This window comes from Aromatoleum sp., from assembly GCF_036675785.1.
In the GTDB taxonomy this organism is placed as follows: domain Bacteria; phylum Pseudomonadota; class Gammaproteobacteria; order Burkholderiales; family Rhodocyclaceae; genus Aromatoleum.
On sequence record NZ_JAKFEF010000015.1, the window covers coordinates 1 to 16,310 of the forward strand.

General features: G+C 66.8%; 20 protein-coding genes. 4 read left to right on the forward strand and 16 right to left on the reverse strand.

The features are described from left to right. The 3 genes from V6M37_RS03485 to hisB form a co-directional block, all read right to left on the reverse strand. On the reverse strand, positions 1 to 97 hold a 97-nt coding region (locus V6M37_RS03485; protein WP_332671126.1), incomplete at its 3' end, for a HisA/HisF-related TIM barrel protein. Positions 98 to 146: 49 nt separating this feature from the next. Beyond that, positions 147 to 785 (reverse strand): imidazole glycerol phosphate synthase subunit HisH, encoded by a 639-nt coding sequence (gene hisH, locus V6M37_RS03490; protein WP_332671082.1) that lies wholly within the window; start codon positions 783 to 785, stop codon positions 147 to 149. Positions 786 to 827: 42 nt separating this feature from the next. Next, positions 828 to 1,415, reverse strand: coding sequence for an imidazoleglycerol-phosphate dehydratase HisB (gene hisB, locus V6M37_RS03495; protein WP_332671084.1), 588 nt, complete (start codon positions 1,413 to 1,415; stop codon positions 828 to 830). 178 nt (positions 1,416 to 1,593) lie between these two features. On the opposite strand from hisB, the gene hisC reads away from it, so the two are divergent. Continuing rightward, entirely contained in the window at positions 1,594 to 2,664 is a 1,071-nt protein-coding gene (gene hisC / locus V6M37_RS03500) for a histidinol-phosphate transaminase (RefSeq protein WP_332671085.1), read from the forward strand. Positions 2,665 to 2,854: 190 nt separating this feature from the next. Here hisC and hisD read toward each other — a convergent pair whose 3' ends face one another. Together hisD and hisG are read right to left on the reverse strand one after the other, a co-directional pair. Then, the gene (gene hisD, locus V6M37_RS03505; RefSeq protein WP_332671087.1) at positions 2,855 to 4,168 is read right to left on the reverse strand and encodes a histidinol dehydrogenase; all 1,314 of its coding nucleotides are present in this window, start codon (positions 4,166 to 4,168) and stop codon (positions 2,855 to 2,857) included. Continuing rightward, positions 4,165 to 4,806: an ATP phosphoribosyltransferase gene (gene hisG / locus V6M37_RS03510; RefSeq protein ID WP_332671088.1), complete on the reverse strand. Its 642-nt coding sequence runs from the start codon at positions 4,804 to 4,806 to the stop codon at positions 4,165 to 4,167. The genes hisD and hisG overlap by 4 nt, the downstream gene beginning before the upstream one ends. 133 nt (positions 4,807 to 4,939) lie before the next feature. Here hisG and rnk point away from each other — a divergent pair, with 133 nt between their 5' ends. Further along, on the forward strand, positions 4,940 to 5,347 hold the full coding sequence (rnk, locus tag V6M37_RS03515) for a nucleoside diphosphate kinase regulator (protein ID WP_332671090.1): 408 nt from the start codon (positions 4,940 to 4,942) through the stop codon (positions 5,345 to 5,347). Between the two features lie 175 nt (positions 5,348 to 5,522). On the opposite strand, the gene murA is transcribed toward rnk, so the two are convergent. From murA to V6M37_RS03570, 11 genes are all read right to left on the reverse strand, one after another. After that, positions 5,523 to 6,773, reverse strand: a complete 1,251-nt coding sequence (gene murA, locus V6M37_RS03520) for a UDP-N-acetylglucosamine 1-carboxyvinyltransferase (protein ID WP_332671091.1) — start codon at positions 6,771 to 6,773, stop codon at positions 5,523 to 5,525. A 7-nt stretch (positions 6,774 to 6,780) separates the two neighbouring features. After that, positions 6,781 to 7,038: a BolA family protein gene (locus tag V6M37_RS03525; RefSeq protein ID WP_332671092.1), complete on the reverse strand. Its 258-nt coding sequence runs from the start codon at positions 7,036 to 7,038 to the stop codon at positions 6,781 to 6,783. An 11-nt stretch (positions 7,039 to 7,049) separates the two neighbouring features. Beyond that, entirely contained in the window at positions 7,050 to 7,820 is a 771-nt protein-coding gene (locus V6M37_RS03530; RefSeq protein WP_332671094.1) for an ABC transporter permease, read from the reverse strand. Next, positions 7,813 to 8,709, reverse strand: coding sequence for an ABC transporter ATP-binding protein (locus V6M37_RS03535; RefSeq protein ID WP_332671095.1), 897 nt, complete (start codon positions 8,707 to 8,709; stop codon positions 7,813 to 7,815). Before V6M37_RS03535 ends, V6M37_RS03530 begins: the two co-directional genes overlap by 8 nt. A 3-nt stretch (positions 8,710 to 8,712) precedes the next feature. Beyond that, on the reverse strand, positions 8,713 to 8,985 hold the full coding sequence (locus V6M37_RS03540; protein WP_332671096.1) for an STAS domain-containing protein: 273 nt from the start codon (positions 8,983 to 8,985) through the stop codon (positions 8,713 to 8,715). Continuing rightward, complete coding sequence (locus V6M37_RS03545) at positions 8,982 to 9,614, reverse strand: MlaC/ttg2D family ABC transporter substrate-binding protein (protein WP_332671097.1); 633 nt, start codon at positions 9,612 to 9,614, stop codon at positions 8,982 to 8,984. The genes V6M37_RS03540 and V6M37_RS03545 overlap by 4 nt, the downstream gene beginning before the upstream one ends. Positions 9,615 to 9,713: 99 nt before the next feature. Further along, positions 9,714 to 10,466 carry an MlaA family lipoprotein gene (locus tag V6M37_RS03550; protein ID WP_332671098.1) on the reverse strand — a complete coding sequence of 251 codons (753 nt, stop codon included), beginning with the start codon at positions 10,464 to 10,466 and terminating at the stop codon, positions 9,714 to 9,716. Positions 10,467 to 10,489: 23 nt separating this feature from the next. After that, positions 10,490 to 10,957, reverse strand: a complete 468-nt coding sequence (gene mlaD, locus V6M37_RS03555; protein WP_332671100.1) for an outer membrane lipid asymmetry maintenance protein MlaD — start codon at positions 10,955 to 10,957, stop codon at positions 10,490 to 10,492. Beyond that, positions 10,954 to 11,748: a lipid asymmetry maintenance ABC transporter permease subunit MlaE gene (gene mlaE / locus V6M37_RS03560; RefSeq protein ID WP_332671102.1), complete on the reverse strand. Its 795-nt coding sequence runs from the start codon at positions 11,746 to 11,748 to the stop codon at positions 10,954 to 10,956. The genes mlaD and mlaE overlap by 4 nt, the downstream gene beginning before the upstream one ends. Further along, the gene (locus V6M37_RS03565) at positions 11,745 to 12,566 is read right to left on the reverse strand and encodes an ABC transporter ATP-binding protein (protein ID WP_332671103.1); all 822 of its coding nucleotides are present in this window, start codon (positions 12,564 to 12,566) and stop codon (positions 11,745 to 11,747) included. Before V6M37_RS03565 ends, mlaE begins: the two co-directional genes overlap by 4 nt. Before the next feature lie 109 nt (positions 12,567 to 12,675). Then, positions 12,676 to 14,646 carry a cation:proton antiporter domain-containing protein gene (locus tag V6M37_RS03570; protein WP_332671104.1) on the reverse strand — a complete coding sequence of 657 codons (1,971 nt, stop codon included), beginning with the start codon at positions 14,644 to 14,646 and terminating at the stop codon, positions 12,676 to 12,678. A gap of 146 nt (positions 14,647 to 14,792) precedes the next feature. Between V6M37_RS03570 and V6M37_RS03575 the strand changes: the two genes are divergently transcribed. Both V6M37_RS03575 and V6M37_RS03580 read left to right on the forward strand, forming a co-directional pair. After that, positions 14,793 to 15,788 carry a KpsF/GutQ family sugar-phosphate isomerase gene (locus V6M37_RS03575; RefSeq protein WP_332671106.1) on the forward strand — a complete coding sequence of 332 codons (996 nt, stop codon included), beginning with the start codon at positions 14,793 to 14,795 and terminating at the stop codon, positions 15,786 to 15,788. After that, on the forward strand, positions 15,788 to 16,309 hold the full coding sequence (locus V6M37_RS03580) for a KdsC family phosphatase (RefSeq protein ID WP_332671107.1): 522 nt from the start codon (positions 15,788 to 15,790) through the stop codon (positions 16,307 to 16,309). The genes V6M37_RS03575 and V6M37_RS03580 overlap by 1 nt, the downstream gene beginning before the upstream one ends. Position 16,310 lies beyond the last annotated feature (1 nt).

The window sequence follows — 16,310 nt, forward strand, 5'->3', positions numbered from 1 at the left end:
CCGGCTCCTCGGAGAACACCGTGGCGTCGTCCATTTCGCCCTGCTTCAGGCGGACGCAATGACCGTCCTTGAGATCGATAGCGGGAATCAGCAACATACGAGGATCGCTCGAGTATCGGAAGAATGAAAGGAGTCGCGGCGCCGCGTCAGGGCATCCAGGAGATGAAATTCGAAAGCAGTCGCAGGCCAGCCTGAGCACTCTTTTCAGGATGACACTGCATCGCGAAGATGTTATCCCGCGCTACCGCACTGGTAAACCGCAGCCCGTACCCGGTCTCCGCGGCCAACAGGGCAGGCTCCGACGGGACGACGAAATAGCTGTGCACGAAGTAGAAGCGCTCGCCATCGGGAATTCCCTCCCACATCGCGTGCGGCCGGCTTTGATGCACCTCGTTCCACCCCATGTGCGGGACCTTCAACCGGCTGCCGTCGGCCGCAACCATATCGGCGGCGGGAAAGCGGACTACCCGCCCGGGCAGGATCCCGAGTCCGGCCACGTCACCCTCTTCGCTATGCTCGAACAGCATCTGCTGACCGATGCAGATGCCGAGGAAGGGTTTGGACGCGGCCGCGTCCTTGACGACTTGGCGCAGGCCGCGCCGGTCGAGTTCGCGCATGCAGTCGGGCATCGCCCCCTGCCCCGGGAAAACCACCCGCTCGGCCGCGGCGACGACGGCCGGCTCGGAAGTCACGACGACCTGCCGGCCCGGCGCGACATGCTCGATCGCCTTGGCGACCGAGCGCAGGTTGCCCATGCCGTAGTCGATGATGGCTACGTGGCTCATCGCTGAATCGCTCGTATCGGAATCAGTTGGATCGAAAAGGAATCAGAGTGCACCCTTCGTCGACGGGATCGTCCCCGCGGCGCGCTCGTCGCGCTCGGCGGCCATCCGCAGCGCGCGGCCGAAAGCCTTGAAAATCGTCTCGCACTGATGGTGGGCATTGTCGCCGCGCAGGTTGTCGATATGCAGCGTGACGCCTGCATGATTGACGAATCCCTGGAAGAATTCGCGAACGAGATCGACATCGAAGCTGCCGATCCGCGCGCGAGTATAGCTGACGAAATAGTGCAGGCCGGGCCGGCCCGAAAAATCGACCACGACGCGCGACAGGGCTTCGTCGAGCGGAACGTACGCATGCCCGTAGCGACGGATGCCCTTCTTATCGCCGAGCACCTTCGCAAACGCCTGCCCCACGGTGATCCCGACATCCTCGACCGTATGGTGGTCGTCGATATGCGTGTCCCCCTCGGCCCGTACATCGAGGTCGATCGCGCCGTGCCGGGCGATCTGGTCGAGCATGTGGTCGAGGAAGGGAACCCCGGTCGCGAGGTTCGCCTTGCCGCAGCCGTCGAGATCGACGCGGACGGTTATCCGGGTTTCCAGGGTGTCGCGAGAGACTTCGGCTTGACGCATGAGGGTATGGAAAAAATTGGCCGCGGATGCCGGCAGGCATCGCTTTCGCGCATGATACCATCGCCGGCGAACCGCACCGCAATGCCGGCCTTCCGGTAGCGGCACTCGCGGCCAAGCCCCGCCGCCATGCCCACCCCGGCGACAGGCCCTTACTGCAGACATCCGACCCCACGCGCCAATGAGCCAATACTGGAGCGCCGTCGTCCACGGCCTGACCCCCTACGTTCCCGGCGAGCAGCCGAAGCTCGCGAACCTCGTCAAGCTCAACACGAACGAGCACCCCTACGGCCCGTCCCCGCGTGCGATCGAAGCGATCCGTGCCGAAGCCGCCGACACGCTGCGCCTCTATCCCGACCCGCGGGCAGACCTCCTCAAGGCGGCGATCGCGAAGCGCTTCGGCGTCGCGCCCGGCGAAGTGTTCGTCGGCAATGGTTCGGACGAAGTGCTCGCACATGCTTTCATGGCGTTGCTGAAGCACGAGCGACCGGTGCGCTTCCCCGACATTTCGTACAGTTTCTACCCGGTCTATTGCGGACTGTATGAAATCGCGTTCGAGACGGTGCCGCTCGACGCGTCGCTCGCGATCCGGCCGGCGAATTATCTGCCGAACGGCAGCGCCGCCGCCGGCGGGATCGTTTTCCCGAATCCGAACGCGCCGACGGGCCGTCTGCTGCCGCTGGCCGACATCGAGCGCATCGTCGAGGGCAACCCGCAGTGCGTGGTCGTCGTCGACGAAGCCTATGTCGACTTCGGCGGCGACTCGGCGATTCCGCTGGTGCGACGCCACCCGAACCTGCTCGTCGTACAGACGCTGTCTAAATCGCGCTCGCTCGCGGGACTGCGCGTCGGCTTCGCGATCGGACATCCCGATCTAATCGAAGCGCTCGAACGGGTCAAGGACAGCTTCAATTCCTATCCGCTCGACCGGCTCGCGATCGCCGGCGCGATCGCTGCGATCGAGGACGACGAATATTTCGAGCGCACGAGGAAAGCCGTCATCCGCACGCGCGCGCAGCTCGCCTCGGACCTCGCGTCGCTCGGCTTCGACGTGCTACCGTCCGCAGCCAACTTTGTGTTCGCCCGCCACCCGGGGCGCGACGCGGGCGAACTCGCCGCAGAACTTCGCGCGCGCTCGATCATCGTGCGCCATTTCCGGCAGCCGCGAATCGAACAGTTCCTTCGCATCACGATCGGTACGGACGAGCAATGCGCGGTTCTCGTCGCGGCGCTGCGCGAGATCCTGCGCTGACTCGCGGCGCCGTCCCAGCGCACCGGGGGCACGCGGCGCACGAAACCGGCGAACCGTCGGCCCCAATTCTGCCCGACGCGTTCCGCCCGTCAGGAGCGACGCCTCGAATCCGGTACGGGCGCCCGGCAACCGCTGAGCGACAGACGCCGCGGGATTAGCGGCGCCGCAACGGCCCGATGTTCGGTGGCCATTACCGGCGCAACCGCATCTCCGCCGAACGCGCGTGCGCCTGCAGGCCTTCGCCGTGCGCGAGGATCGACGCGACGTGCGCGAGCGACTGGACACCGGCTTCCGAAATCTGGATGAGGCTTGTGCGCTTCTGGAAATCGTAGACGCCCAGCGGCGACGAGAAGCGGGCGCTGCGCATCGTCGGCAGCACGTGGTTCGGGCCGGCGCAGTAATCGCCGAGCGCCTCGACCGCCCAGTGCCCGACGAAGATCGCGCCGGCATGGCGGATGCGGTCAATCCACCGGTCCGCGTTATCGATCGCCAACTCGAGGTGCTCCGGCGCGATCCGGTTGGCGATCGCGCAGGCCTGTTCGAGGCTCTCGACGTGGATCAGCGCGCCACGGTTTGCGAGCGACGCGGCGATCGTCTCGCGGCGCGGCATCGTCGGCAGCAGGCGGTCGATCGAGTCGGCGACCTCGTCGATGAAACCGGCGTCGGTGCAGAGCAGAATCGACTGCGCGAGTTCGTCGTGTTCGGCCTGCGCGAAAAGGTCCATCGCGACCCAGTCGGCGTGGCCACTGCCGTCGGAAACGATGAGGACTTCGGACGGGCCGGCGACCATGTCGATGCCGACGGTGCCGAAAACCCGGCGCTTCGCCTCAGCGACGTACGCATTGCCCGGACCGACGATCTTGTCGACCTGCGGCAGCGTCTGCGTGCCATAGGCGAGCGCGGCGACGGCCTGGGCGCCGCCGATCGTGAACACACGGTCGACACCGGTGATCGCCGCGGCGGCGAGAACGAGCGGGTTCTTCTGGCCGTTGGGCGTCGGCACGACCATGATCAGCTCGCCGACGCCGGCGACCTTCGCCGGAATCGCGTTCATCAGCACCGAACTCGGATAGGACGCGCGCCCGCCCGGCACGTACAGACCGACGCGGTCGAGCGGCGTGACCTTCTGGCCGAGGCGCGTGCCGTCGGCTTCGACGTAGTCCCACGACTCAATGCGCTGCCGCTCGTGATAGACGCGCACCCGGTCCGCGGCGAGCCGCAGCGCCTCGCGCTGTTCGACGGTGAGGCTGTCGAGGGCGGCCTTCAGCTCGGAGTTCGGCAATTCGAGCGCCGCCATCGTCTTCACGTCGAGATGATCGAAGCGGCGCGTGTATTCGAGCACCGCGGCGTCGCCGGTCGTGCGCACCGCGCGCAGGATCTCGCTGACCGCGGCGTCGATGCGGGCGTCGGCGCCGCCTTCGAACGCGAGCAGCGCGTCGAGTGTCGCGAGGAACTCCGGCTCGCGCGCATCGAGACGGCGGATCTTCCCCGTTTCGGCAGTCATTTCACGGCTCCTGCAAAGGCATCCAGCAGCGGCTGGATCAGTTCACGCTTGAGCTTGAGCGAGGCCTGGTTGACGATCAGCCGCGAGCTAATCGGCATGATCTCCTCGACTTCCTCGAGGTTGTTCGCCCGCAGCGTGCCGCCGCTCGAGACGAGGTCGACGATCGCATCGGCGAGGCCGACGAGCGGCGCGAGCTCCATCGAACCGTAGAGCTTGATCAGGTCGACGTGAACCCCCTTCGCGGCGAAGTGCGCCTTCGCGCTGTTGATGTACTTCGTCGCGACGCGGATGCGCCCGCCCGGCCGCGTCGCGGTCGGATAGTCGAAGCCCTTCTGCGTCGCGACGCACAGGCGGCATTTCGCAATATCGAGGTCGAGCGGCTGGTACAGCCCCGCGCCGCCGTGTTCGAGGAGGACATCCTTGCCCGCGATTCCGAGGTCGGCGGCGCCATACTGCACGTAGGTCGGCGTGTCGGTCGCGCGCACGATGACCAGGCGCACATCGGGGCGGTTCGTGCCGATGATCAGCTTGCGCGAAGTCTCCGGGTTATCCGTCGGCGTGATGCCGGCAGCCGCGAGCAGCGGCAGGGTTTCCTCGAAGATGCGGCCCTTCGACAGGGCGAGGGTGATGCTGGACACGAACGGCGCCTCGTGAAAAATCGGACCGACATTGTAACCCGCCCAGGCTTCTGTTAGCCTCTGGCCATTGGCTGAACCGGGTCGCGGTTCGGCCATTTTTTCTTTCTGTCCAATCACTTGAGAGCAAAACGACATGAAACCCGAGATCGTGGTCTCTTCACAGGACCTGGAACGACTGGAGGGGCTGCTGTTTTCCCCCGCCGCCCGCAATCGCAGGGACCTCGACGGCCTGCGCGACGAGCTGGAACGTGCGGCGGTCGTCGAACCCGAGCAGATGCCCGCGAATGTCATAACGATGAACAGCCGTGCCCGCTTCCGCGAGCAACCGGGCGGGCGGGAGTACGAATTGACGCTGGTCTACCCGCACGAAGCCGGGCAGGACGGCAGCAAGGTCTCGGTCTTTTCACCGGCGGGCAGCGCGCTGCTCGGGCTCGCGACCGGCCAGGCGATCGACTGGAAGACCGATGACGGGCGCACGATCCACCTCGAAGTGCTCGAGGTCCTGTCGCAGCCACACGCCGCGGGCGAACCCGGGCAGTAAGCTTCCCTTCACCCGCCTTCCGCCGCGCGCTTCGCGCAGGAAAGGGGCGAGAGGCGGCGCGACGCGTGCCGGTGTTTTCAACGACGCGACCGGCCGCGAGCGCGCCGAGCCGAGTCGGCCCGGTGCCGGAAGCGGCACCGACGGCCCGCCCCGGCCCCGACTGCAACGCCTTCCGTCAGGTCAGCCGGCGCACGCGTGCGCCGAGCGCGGCCAACTTCTCCTCGAGCCGCTCGTAGCCGCGATCGAGATGGTAGATCCGCTCGATGACGGTCTCGCCGTCAGCGACGAGCCCGGCGATCACGAGGCTCGCCGACGCGCGCAGGTCGGTCGCCATGACCGTCGCCCCCTGCAGACGTTCGACGCCGTGCACCACCGCGGTATTGCCGTCGATGCGGATATCGGCGCCGAGGCGCTGCAGCTCGACGGCGTGCATGAAGCGATTTTCGAAGATCGTCTCACGGATCATCGCGGCGCCGTTCGCGACCGCGTTGATCGCCATGAATTGCGCCTGCATGTCGGTCGGGAACGCCGGGTACGGCGAGGTGCGGATGCTCACCGATGTCAGGCGCGCCGGCGCTTTGAGCCGGATCGCGTCGCGTTCGGAGGTGACGTCGCAACCGGCGTCCATCAGCTTGTCGACGACCGAATCGACATAGGCGGTCGACGTACGGGTGAGGCGGATTTCGCCTCCGGTCGCCGCGGCCGCGCAGAGGTAGGTACCGGTTTCGATGCGGTCGGGCATGATCCGGTGCGTCGTCCCGGAGAGCGATTCCACGCCGCGGATGCGGATGACGTCGGTGCCCGCGCCCGAGATCCGCGCGCCCATCGCTATGAGGCAGTTCGCGAGATCCACGACTTCGGGCTCGCGCGCCGCGTTCTCGATGACCGTCTCGCCGTTGGCCAGGCACGCGGCCATCATCAGGTTTTCCGTCCCGGTGACCGTCACCATGTCGGTGAAGAGGCGCGCGCCGGTGAGGCGCGGCACCATCGCGTGGACGTAGCCGTGCTCGACCTGGACCTCGGCGCCCATCGCCTGCAGGCCCTTGATGTGCTGGTCGACCGGTCGGGCGCCGATCGCGCAGCCGCCCGGAAGACTGACGCGGGCCTCGCCACAGCGCGCAACGAGCGGCCCGAGCACGAGGATCGACGCACGCATCGTCTTGACCATCTCGTAAGGCGCGACGGGGTTGTCGATGACGGACGCGTCGAGCGTGACGGCGTCTCCGTCCCGGCTCACCTTGACGCCCATTTGACCGAGCAGCTTCAGCAGCGTGCCGATGTCGTTCAACTGCGGGACGTTCGTGAAGGTCACCGGCTCGCGCGTCAAGAGCGCCGCGCAGAGGATCGGCAATGCGGCGTTCTTCGCGCCGGAAATCGCGGCCTCGCCGGCGAGACGCCTGCCGCCTTCGATCAGGAGCTTGTCCATTGCCCGCTCAGAAACCGAGATCGGAACGGACCTCCGCCCACTTCTCGGGCGTGAAGGTCTGCAGCTGCAGCGCGTGGATCTCGTTGCCCATCAGCTTGCCGAGCGTCGCATACACGGTCTGATGCTGACGCACCTTGAGCTTGCCCTCGAACTCGCGGCTGACGACGATGCCGCTGAAGTGGACGCCGTCGTCGCCCTGGATTTCGATGAATTCACAGGGCATGCCCTGCTCGATCAGTCGCTTGATTTCGCTTGCTTCGAACATTTTTGTACCTCTCAGGCCCGCAGCTTGTAACCCCGCGCGAGCATCGCGAGGGTCAGGACTGCGAGGAAAATGAAACAGATGCCCACGACCATCAGACTCAGCCACGGCGACACGTCGGACTGACCGAAGAAGCCGTAGCGGAAGCCGTCGATCATAAAGAAGAACGGATTCACGTGGGACACGTCCTGCCACACCTGCGGCAGCGAGTGGATCGAGTAGAACACGCCGGAGAGCATCGTCAGCGGCATGATCAGGAAGTTCTGGAACGCCGCGAGCTGGTCGAACTTGTCGGCCCAGATGCCCGCGATCACGCCGAGCGAGCCGAGAATCGCGCTGCCCATCAGCGCGAACGCGAGCACCCAACCGGGCGACGCCACCGGCAAGTCGACGAACGGGACCGACACGAGCAGCACGCCGCTGCCGACGAACAGGGCGCGCAGCATCGACGCGAGCACGTAGGCGGCATAGAACTCGCGATAGGACAGCGGGGGCAGCAGCACGAAGACGATGTTGCCGGTGATCTTGCTCTGGATCAGCGACGACGAACTGTTCGCGAACGCGTTCTGCAGCAGCGACATCATCACGAGGCCCGGCACGAGGAAGGCGGTGTAGGCGACGTCGCCGTAGACCGTGACGTGGCGGTCGAGCACGTGCGAGAAAATCAGCAGGAACAGCACCGAGGTCAGCACCGGCGCGGCGACGGTTTGGAAGCCGACTTTCCAGAAACGCAGCACTTCCTTGTAGAAAAGGGTGCGAAAACCGGTGAGACCGCCCTCAAGCATGCTGCATCACCTCGACGAATACGCGCTCGAGATCGGCGTCGCCGAGCTGCATCTCGGCGATCTTTCCTCCCACTTGCCGCAGGCGCGCGAGCGTCGGCTCGACGTCGTCGTAACTCTCGAGCGCGAACTCCGCCCATCCGCCCTCGCTGGCCGTCGCTCCGAGCCCGACCGCGAGATCCGGACGATCGAGACGCACGCGCAGCGAATGCGTCGCGAAGCGACGCAGCAGGTTGTCGGTGGTGTCGAGCGCGACGATGCGACCGGCCTTCAGCATCGCGATCCGCCCGCACAACGCCTCGGCCTCCTCGAGGTAATGCGTCGTCAGCACGATCGTGTGGCCGTCGCGGTTGAGTTTGCTGATGAAGTGCCACAGCCCTTGGCGCAACTCCACGTCGACGCCCGCGGTCGGCTCGTCGAGCACGATGACCGGCGGGCGATGCACCAGCGCCTGCGCGACGAGCACGCGTCGCTTCATCCCGCCCGACAGCATCCGCATGTTCGCGTGCGCCTTGGCCGTGAGGTCGAGGTTCGCCAGGATCTCGTCGATCCAGTCGTCGTTGTGACGGATGCCGAAATAGCCGGACTGTATCCGCAGCAGCTCGCGCACCGAGAAGAACGGATCGAAGACGAGTTCCTGCGGCACGACGCCCAGGCTGCGCCGCGCGTTCCGGTAGTCGGACACGACGTTGTGCCCCATCACTTCGAGCGTGCCGCGATCGACGCGGACGAGCCCGGACAGCGCCGAGATCAGCGTCGTCTTGCCGGCGCCGTTCGGGCCGAGCAGGCCGAAGAATTCACCCTGCGCGACGTCGAGGTCCACGCCGGCGAGCGCCTGCAGGCTGCCATAGCGTTTCGTCGCCGAGGCGATGCGGATCGCGGGCAAACCCATCGTTCAGCTTTTCGCCGGAAGCAGTTCGTCGACGCCGTAGAGTGCGGCGAGACTGCGCAATCCTGCCGGCAGCCCCGTCATGGTCAGCGTGTGGCGGCCGGCGCGCGCGGTGCGCATCCAGTCGAACAGCAGCGCAAGCGCGGCCGAATCGGCTTCGCTGACGGCCGACAGGTCGACCGCCAGGTCTCCGGCGGCGGCTTTTGCTCGCCCGGCCGCGACACGCGCACCGACGGTGGACATCGTCAGCGCGCCCTCGAGGCGCAGGACGTCGCTCACGTCCGCGCTCCCGCCCGCAGCGAAACGTCGCCGAGTTCCCGGGTTTTCGCCTGCAGCGAACGGATCAGCCCGTCGATCCCGCCGGCGCGCACTTCTTGGGCGAAGGTGCCGCGATAGTTCGTCACGAGGCTGACCCCTGCGACGATCACGTCGAACACCTTCCAGCCGCGCTCGGTCTTCTCCAGCGCGTAGTCGATCTGGACCGGCTGAGCGCCGGCCTGGCGGATTTCGGTCTGCACGCGCACGGTCGTGTCGGACGAGCTCACGCGCAGCGGCTTGTACTCGATCGTCTGGTCGCGATACTGCGTGAGCGCGTTGGAATACGTTCTCACCAGAAGCATGCGGAACGCATCGACGAGCTTCGCCTGTTGTTCCGGAGTCGCCTGCCGCCAGTCCTTTCCGACGGCAAGCATCGTCATGCGGCGGAAATTGAAGTGCGGCAGCACTTTTTCTTCGACCAGATCGACTACGCGGCGCGTGTCGCCCGCCTGGATCGCCTCGTCCTTGCGCACGATCGTCAGCACGTCGTCGCTGACGTCGCGCACCAGCATGTCCGGCGCCTCAAATCCCGCGGCCGCGGCCGTTCCGAGAAAAAGGACGAAGCACAGTGAAAGAAGGTGTTTTTTCATTATCGTTAACAAATCTCTGTTGGTCGGCCGGTCACTCGACGTTCGATGCCACCTCGACGTGCTGTAATTGCTTGACCGCCGGTCGCGCGGCCGTTTCCATCATTGGGCCGCGGGCGGCGCGGCCTCGTCATCATCGAAGTCCTCGTACGCGTCCGGCGGACTGCCGTCATGGACCCGGTAGCGCCGCTGCTGCAGATAGAAATCGCGCGCGTAGGCGTATTTGTCGAGTGTCCCTTCCTCGAGCGTCTTGTCGATGCCGAGCAGGTTCGCGCGCGTATTGACGATCCGCAGACCGGTGAGGCTGTTGCGCGTCGAGGTGTCGCTGACCCCCCAGACGTTATCGCCATAGAGGTCGATCGGCAGCACCGCGGCGTCGCGCACGGTGCGCGGACCGAAGAACGGCACGACGAAATACGGCCCCTCGCCAACGCCCCAGCGCCCGAGGGTCTGGCCGAAGTCTTCGTCGCTCTTGCGCAGCCCGGCTTCGGTCGCAACGTCGAACAGCCCGAAAATGCCGACGGTCGTGTTCACGCCGAAGCGCCCGAGATCCGACAGGCCGGCGGTGAATTTGCCCTGCAGCAGGTTGTTGATTCCGATCCAGACATCGCCGAGATTGCCGAAAAAATTGCCGACGCCGGTGCGCACCGGCGTCGGCGTGACCGCGTCGTATGCCTCGGCGACCGGCTTCACGACGGCCTTGTCGAGCCGTTCGTTGAAGCTGAACATCGCGCGGTTGTAGCCTTCGAGCGGATCGTCCGGATTGGCGGACCGCGAGGCGCAGCCGGCGGCAAGAGCCGCGGCGACGCTCAGCATCACGAGTGATCGGCACGAGCGGAAAAGCGAAGTCCTCATCGTCGTCTCCTTGGCCGTCCCGCTCAATTGGCCGGCGTCTCGGCCGCCTTGTCGAACATGAACTGGCCGATCAGCTTCTCGAGCACGACCGCCGACTGCGTCATCTGCACGACGTCGCCGCCTTCGAGCATCTCGACGTCCCCGCCCGCATCGAGCCCGACATACTGCTCGCCGAGCAGGCCGGAAGTGAGGATCGTCGCGATCGTATCCTTCGGGAAGTGGTAGCCGGTGCCGAGCGAGAACGTCACTTCGGCCCGGTAGCTGTCGGTGTCGAACCCGATGTTCGTGACGCGGCCGACGACGACGCCGGCGCTCTTCACCGGCGCCCTGACCTTGAGACCGCCGATGTTGTCGAACTGCGCCTTGAGGTGGTACGTCTCGTCGAAATTCGACGAGCCGACGTTGCCGACCTTCATCGCCAGGAACAACAGCGCCGCCATGCCGATGACGACGAAGAAACCGACCCAAAGGTCGAGCGTGGTACGGCTCATGACTGGCCCCGGAACATGAAGGAAGTGAGCACGAAGTCGAGCGCCAGGATGGCCAGCGCCGAACTGACGACGGTGCGGGTGATCGCGCGCGAGACGCCTTCGGCCGTCGGCGTGCAATCGTAGCCTTCGAACACCGCAATCAGCGCGACCGCGATGCCGAAGACGAAGCTCTTGATGACGCCGTTCAGCACGTCGAAGCGGAAATCGACCGCCGCCTGCATCTGCGACCAGAAGGCGCCTTCGTCGACGCCGATGAACACGACGCCGATCAGCCAACCGCCGAACACGCCCATCGCGGAGAACAGCGCGGCGAGGAGCGGCATCGAGATCACCCCGCCCCAGAAGCGGGGCGCGACGACGCGGGCGAGCGGATTGACCGCCATCATGTCCATCGCCTTCAACTGCTCGGTCGTCTTCATCAGGCCGATCTCGGCGGTGACCGCGGAGCCGGCGCGGCTCGCGAACAGCAGCGCGGCGACGACCGGTCCGAGTTCGCGCGTCAGCGACAGCGCGACGAGCACGCCGAGCGCCTCCGACGACCCGTACCGCTGCAGCGTCTCGTAGCCCTGCAGCCCGAGCACCATGCCGACGAAAAGCCCGGACACGACGATGATCAAGAGCGACAGCACGCCGCTGAAATAGATCTCGCGGATCGTCAGATGCAGCCGCAGCAGCGATTGCCCGGAATATCGCAGCAGCAGCATGAAGAAGCGCGTCGCGAAGCCGATCCGCCAGACGGCTTCGACGACGCCGGCACCGAGCCGGCGAACGAGGTTCAGCACGCCCGTCATGCCGCGCTCCGGCCGATCAGGCTGTCCGCGAGCGGCGCGGCGGGATAATGGAAAGGCACCGGCCCGTCCGCCTCGGCGTGGATGAACTGGTGCACGAACGGGTCGCCGGAAGCGCGGATTTCGTGCGGCGTGCCTTGCGCGACGATGCGGCCGTCGGAGATGAAGTAGACGTAATCGACGATCTGCAGCGACTCGACGATGTCGTGCGTCACCATGATCGTGCTCGCGCCGAGCGCGTCGTTGAGCTTGCGGATGAGCTGCCCGATGACGCCGAGCGAGATCGGGTCAAGGCCCGCGAACGGCTCGTCGTACATGATCAGCGTCGGGTCGAGCGCGATCGCACGCGCCAGCGCGACGCGGCGCGCCATGCCGCCGGAGAGCTCGGCCGGCTTGAGCTTCGCGGCGCCCCGCAGCCCCACCGCATTGAGCTTCATCATCACGAGGTCATGGACCAGTGCGGGCGGCAGATCGGTGTGCTCGCGCAGCGGGAACGCGACGTTGTCGAAGACCGACATGTCGGTGAACAGCGCGCCGAACTGGAACAGCATGCCCATCCGGCGGCGCAGCGCATACAGCTCACTGGTCGACAAGCTCGCGAGGTCCTGCCCGGCGACGCCTACCGTCCCGCCGCTCGCGCGCAACTGCCCGCCGATCAAGCGCAGCAGGGTCGTCTTGCCACAGCCGCTCCCCCCCATGATCGCGACGACCTGCCCGCGACGAACGCTGAAATCGACGCCCGACAGGATTTCCCGCTCGCCATAGGCGAAGCGGACGTCCTGCAGGCGAACCAGCGCATCGTTGGAATCGAGGGGAGTCAACGGAAACGTCCCGGATAAATTCTGAAACGCGGCAGTTTAACAGACCCGCTGTCGCCGGGCATCGCCCTTGCAGTGCCGTTGCAGTGCCGTTGCAGCCCCCCAAGGATCGTCAGCCGCCGCCGAGCAGCCGTCCTTCCGCGCGCTCGAGGCCCGCGGGAACACCGACGAGAACGACGACGTCCCCTTCCATCAACTGCGTTTCCTGTCCCGGCGACAGCCCCCGTATGCGGCGCCGTCGCACGGCGGACACCCCGACCTGGAACTCGTCGAAACCCAGTTCGGCGATCGTCCTGCCGACGCCGTACGCTCCCGCCGGAAGCGTCACCGACCGCAGCCGCGGCTGGTTTGCATCCGGCCCTTCGGACGCGTCCGTCGCGCCGTGAAAGAAGCCCCGCATCAGCGCGTAACGCTGGTTGCGGATGTCGCGGGTTCGCCGCACGACGCGGTTCAGCGGGACGCCGATCAGCGCCAGCGCATGCGACGCGAGCACGATGCTGCCCTCGAACGCTTCCGGCACGACTTCGGTTGCACCGCCATCGGCGAGTCGGGCCATGTCCTTCTCGTCGCGGGCCCGCACGACGATCGGCAAGCCGGGCCGCAGGGCATGCGCGCGATGCATCACGCGCAGCGCGGCTTCGATCTCGGCGAACGAGATCACCAGCGCGCTCGCCCGCATGATGCCCGCGGCGAGGAGCGTCTCCTGCCGCGCCGCGTCGCCATAGACGACCGTGTCGCCCGCGGCGCCGGCTTCGCGCACGCGCTCCGGGTCGAGATCCAGCGCGACGTAGCTGACATTCTCCTGCTCCATGAAGCGCGACATATACTGCCCGCTGCGGCCGTACCCGCAGATGATGATGTGCCTGCTGGTGTTCATCGATTGCGCCGCGACGCGGGTCAGCTCCATCGAACGCAGCAGCCACTCCGACGCGACGAAGCGCAGCACCAGCTTGTCGCTGACCTGCACGATCAGCGGCGCGACGAGCATCGACAGCACGAGCGCGGCGACCGTCGTGTGCAGCAGCGCCGGCGGGATCAGCCCGAGCCCGTCGATTTGCGACACGAGCACGAAGCCGAACTCGCCGCCCGCGCACAGCCACAACCCGCTGCGCAGCGCATTGCCGCTCGACTCGCCGAACGCGCGCGAAGCCGTGAAGACGATCGCGCATTTGACGACCAGCAGCGCGAGCAGCATGCCGACCACGACCGGCAGGTTCGACGCGACGATCCGCACGTCGAGAAACATGCCGACGGTGACGAAGAAGAGCCCCATCAGCACGTCCCGGAAAGGCTTAATGTCCTCCTCGACCTGGTAGCGGTACTCGGTTTCCGAGATCAGCAGCCCCGCGAGGAACGCCCCGAGCGCGAGCGACAGCCCGACCAGCGCCGACAGCCACGCCAGCCCGAGCGTGATCAGCAGCACGTTCAGCATAAACAGCTCGCCCGAGCGCCGTCGCGCGACGACCGTGAACCACCAGCGCATCAGCCCCTGCCCGAATCCGAGCACCAGCGCGAGGAGCCCCGCGGCCTTCAACGCAGCAAAGCCGAGCGTCGCGGCAAGTCCCTCACCGGGGCCGGCGAGCGCCGGAATCACGATCAGCAGCGGAACGACGGCGATGTCCTGGAACAGCAGCACGCCTATCGTTTCGCGGCCGTGCGGGCGGTCGAGCTCGAACCGGTCGGCGAGCAGCTTCGACAGGATCGCGGTTGAGGACATCGCGAGCGCGCCGCCCAGCGCCACCCCCGCGACCCATCCGAGGCCGAAAGCTCGGCCGACGAGCGTGACGACCGCCAGCGTGCCGAAGACCTGCGTGGCACCGAGCCCGAACACGATGCGTTTCATCGCGACCAGCCGCGGCAGCGAGAATTCGAGGCCGATCGAAAACATCAGGAACACGACGCCGAACTCGGCGAGATGGACCGCTGCGTCCGAGTCGGCAACGAGATTGAGCGCGTGCGGACCGACGCCGGCGCCGACGAGCAGGTAACCGAGCACCGCCGGGAGGTTCAGGCTGCGGAAAATCGCGACGACGACGACCGCCGCTGCAAGAAGCACCAGGACCAGCTCGAGGGTGTTGTGCATGACTACCGGGGGTGGATTGAATTCGGGCGGCGCGGAGCAATCTCACCCGTCTGCTATACTCGCCCGCTTCGATTCGCGCCCCGGAGTCCGGCATTCGCGATGAATCGCGCAGGTCTTGTCCCCAAAGTCTAACCGCTTCGACCTCTATGGCCCCAGTTTCCGCCGACTCCGCCGCCCCCTCCCCGGTCCTCGTGCTCGCGCGTCGCGTCCTTCGCATCGAAGCCGACGCCGTCGCCGCGCTCGCGCAGCGCATCGGAGCCGAATTCGAGCGCGCCGTCGAGCTGATCCTGCAGCGGCGGGGACGGGTCATCGTCACCGGAATCGGCAAATCCGGCCATGTCGCCCGCAAGCTCGCCGCGACCCTCGCGAGCACCGGCACGCCGGCATACTTCGTCCACGCTGCCGAAGCCGCCCACGGCGACCTCGGCATGATCACCGCCGAGGACGTCGTCATCGCGCTGTCCAATTCCGGCGCGAGCGAAGAACTTCTGACGATCGTGCCGCTCGTCAAGCGCCAGGGCGCGAAGCTGATCTCGATGACCGGCAAGCCCGATTCGCCGCTTGCCCGCGAAGCCGACGTACACCTCGACGCGGCCGTCGACGAGGAGGCCTGTCCGTTGAACCTCGCGCCGACCGCAAGCACAACCGCCGCGCTGGCGCTCGGCGACGCGCTGGCCGTCGCGTTGCTCGACGCGCGGGGCTTCGGTGCCGAGGATTTCGCGCGCTCGCACCCCGGAGGCAGCCTCGGGCGGCGCCTGCTGACCCACGTCAGCGACGTCATGCGCGCCGCCGACCGTGTGCCGCGGGTCACCGAGGACGTTTCGATGACTGCGGCGTTGCTGCAGATGACGCGGGGCGGCATGGGCATGACGGTCGTGGTCGACGCGAATGGTGCGCCGATCGGCATCTTCACCGACGGCGACCTTCGCCGTGCGCTCGAACGCGGCTGCGACGCGCGTCACGCGACGCTCACGGAAGTCATGACCCGCAATCCCCGCCACATCGGGCCGGACGCCCTCGCGGTCGAGGCGGCCGAAATCATGGAGCGGCTGCGCATCAGCCAGCTTCTCGTCGTCGCTGCCGACGGCGCGCTCGCCGGCGCGCTGACGACGCACGACCTCATGCTCGCGAAGGTGATCTGATGGACGCAGCATCCGCCGCTTCGCAGGTTCGGCTGATGGGTTTCGACGTCGACGGCGTGATGACCGACGGCAGCCTGTACTTCACGCCGAACGGCGAAGAGCTGAAGGTGTTCTCGAGCCTCGACGGCCACGGCCTGAAGATGCTGCAGACGGCCGGCGTCGAAGTCGTGATCATCAGCGGCCGCAGCTCGCGTGCGCTCGAACTGCGCGCGGCGAACCTCGGCATCCGCGAACTGCACATGGGGGTCGAGGACAAGCGCGCGTGTATGCGGTCGCTGCTGGAAGCGCGCCGCCTTCCTCCGAGTGCCGCCGGCTACATGGGGGACGACGTCGTCGACCTGCCGATCCTGCGCGCCTGCGGCTTCTCGGCGGCGCCCGCGGACGCCCACGAATTCGTACGCCGTCACGTCTGCCATGTCGCGCGCAACGCCGGCGGACGGGGCGCGGTGCGCGAAGTCTGCGACTTTCTGCTCGCGTCGCAGGACCGCCTCGACGCGATGCTCGCCGCCTATCTGGCCTGAA

Bases quoted from the DNA above. Each gene is read 5' to 3' on its own strand.
- hisH (WP_332671082.1), bottom strand. From the start codon at position 785: ATGAGCCACGTAGCCATCATCGACTACGGCATGGGCAACCTGCGCTCG.
- murA (WP_332671091.1), bottom strand. From the start codon at position 6,773: ATGGACAAGCTCCTGATCGAAGGCGGCAGGCGTCTCGCCGGCGAGGCC.
- V6M37_RS03525 (WP_332671092.1), bottom strand. From the start codon at position 7,038: ATGTTCGAAGCAAGCGAAATCAAGCGACTGATCGAGCAGGGCATGCCC.
- V6M37_RS03570 (WP_332671104.1), bottom strand. From the start codon at position 14,646: ATGCACAACACCCTCGAGCTGGTCCTGGTGCTTCTTGCAGCGGCGGTC.
- V6M37_RS03550 (WP_332671098.1), bottom strand. From the start codon at position 10,466: ATGAGGACTTCGCTTTTCCGCTCGTGCCGATCACTCGTGATGCTGAGC.
- V6M37_RS03580 (WP_332671107.1), top strand. From the start codon at position 15,788: ATGGACGCAGCATCCGCCGCTTCGCAGGTTCGGCTGATGGGTTTCGAC.
- V6M37_RS03575 (WP_332671106.1), top strand. From the start codon at position 14,793: ATGGCCCCAGTTTCCGCCGACTCCGCCGCCCCCTCCCCGGTCCTCGTG.
- mlaD (WP_332671100.1), bottom strand. From the start codon at position 10,957: ATGAGCCGTACCACGCTCGACCTTTGGGTCGGTTTCTTCGTCGTCATC.
- V6M37_RS03530 (WP_332671094.1), bottom strand. From the start codon at position 7,820: ATGCTTGAGGGCGGTCTCACCGGTTTTCGCACCCTTTTCTACAAGGAA.
- V6M37_RS03545 (WP_332671097.1), bottom strand. From the start codon at position 9,614: ATGAAAAAACACCTTCTTTCACTGTGCTTCGTCCTTTTTCTCGGAACG.
- V6M37_RS03535 (WP_332671095.1), bottom strand. From the start codon at position 8,709: ATGGGTTTGCCCGCGATCCGCATCGCCTCGGCGACGAAACGCTATGGC.
- mlaE (WP_332671102.1), bottom strand. From the start codon at position 11,748: ATGACGGGCGTGCTGAACCTCGTTCGCCGGCTCGGTGCCGGCGTCGTC.
- hisD (WP_332671087.1), bottom strand. From the start codon at position 4,168: ATGACTGCCGAAACGGGGAAGATCCGCCGTCTCGATGCGCGCGAGCCG.
- hisC (WP_332671085.1), top strand. From the start codon at position 1,594: ATGAGCCAATACTGGAGCGCCGTCGTCCACGGCCTGACCCCCTACGTT.
- rnk (WP_332671090.1), top strand. From the start codon at position 4,940: ATGAAACCCGAGATCGTGGTCTCTTCACAGGACCTGGAACGACTGGAG.
- hisB (WP_332671084.1), bottom strand. From the start codon at position 1,415: ATGCGTCAAGCCGAAGTCTCTCGCGACACCCTGGAAACCCGGATAACC.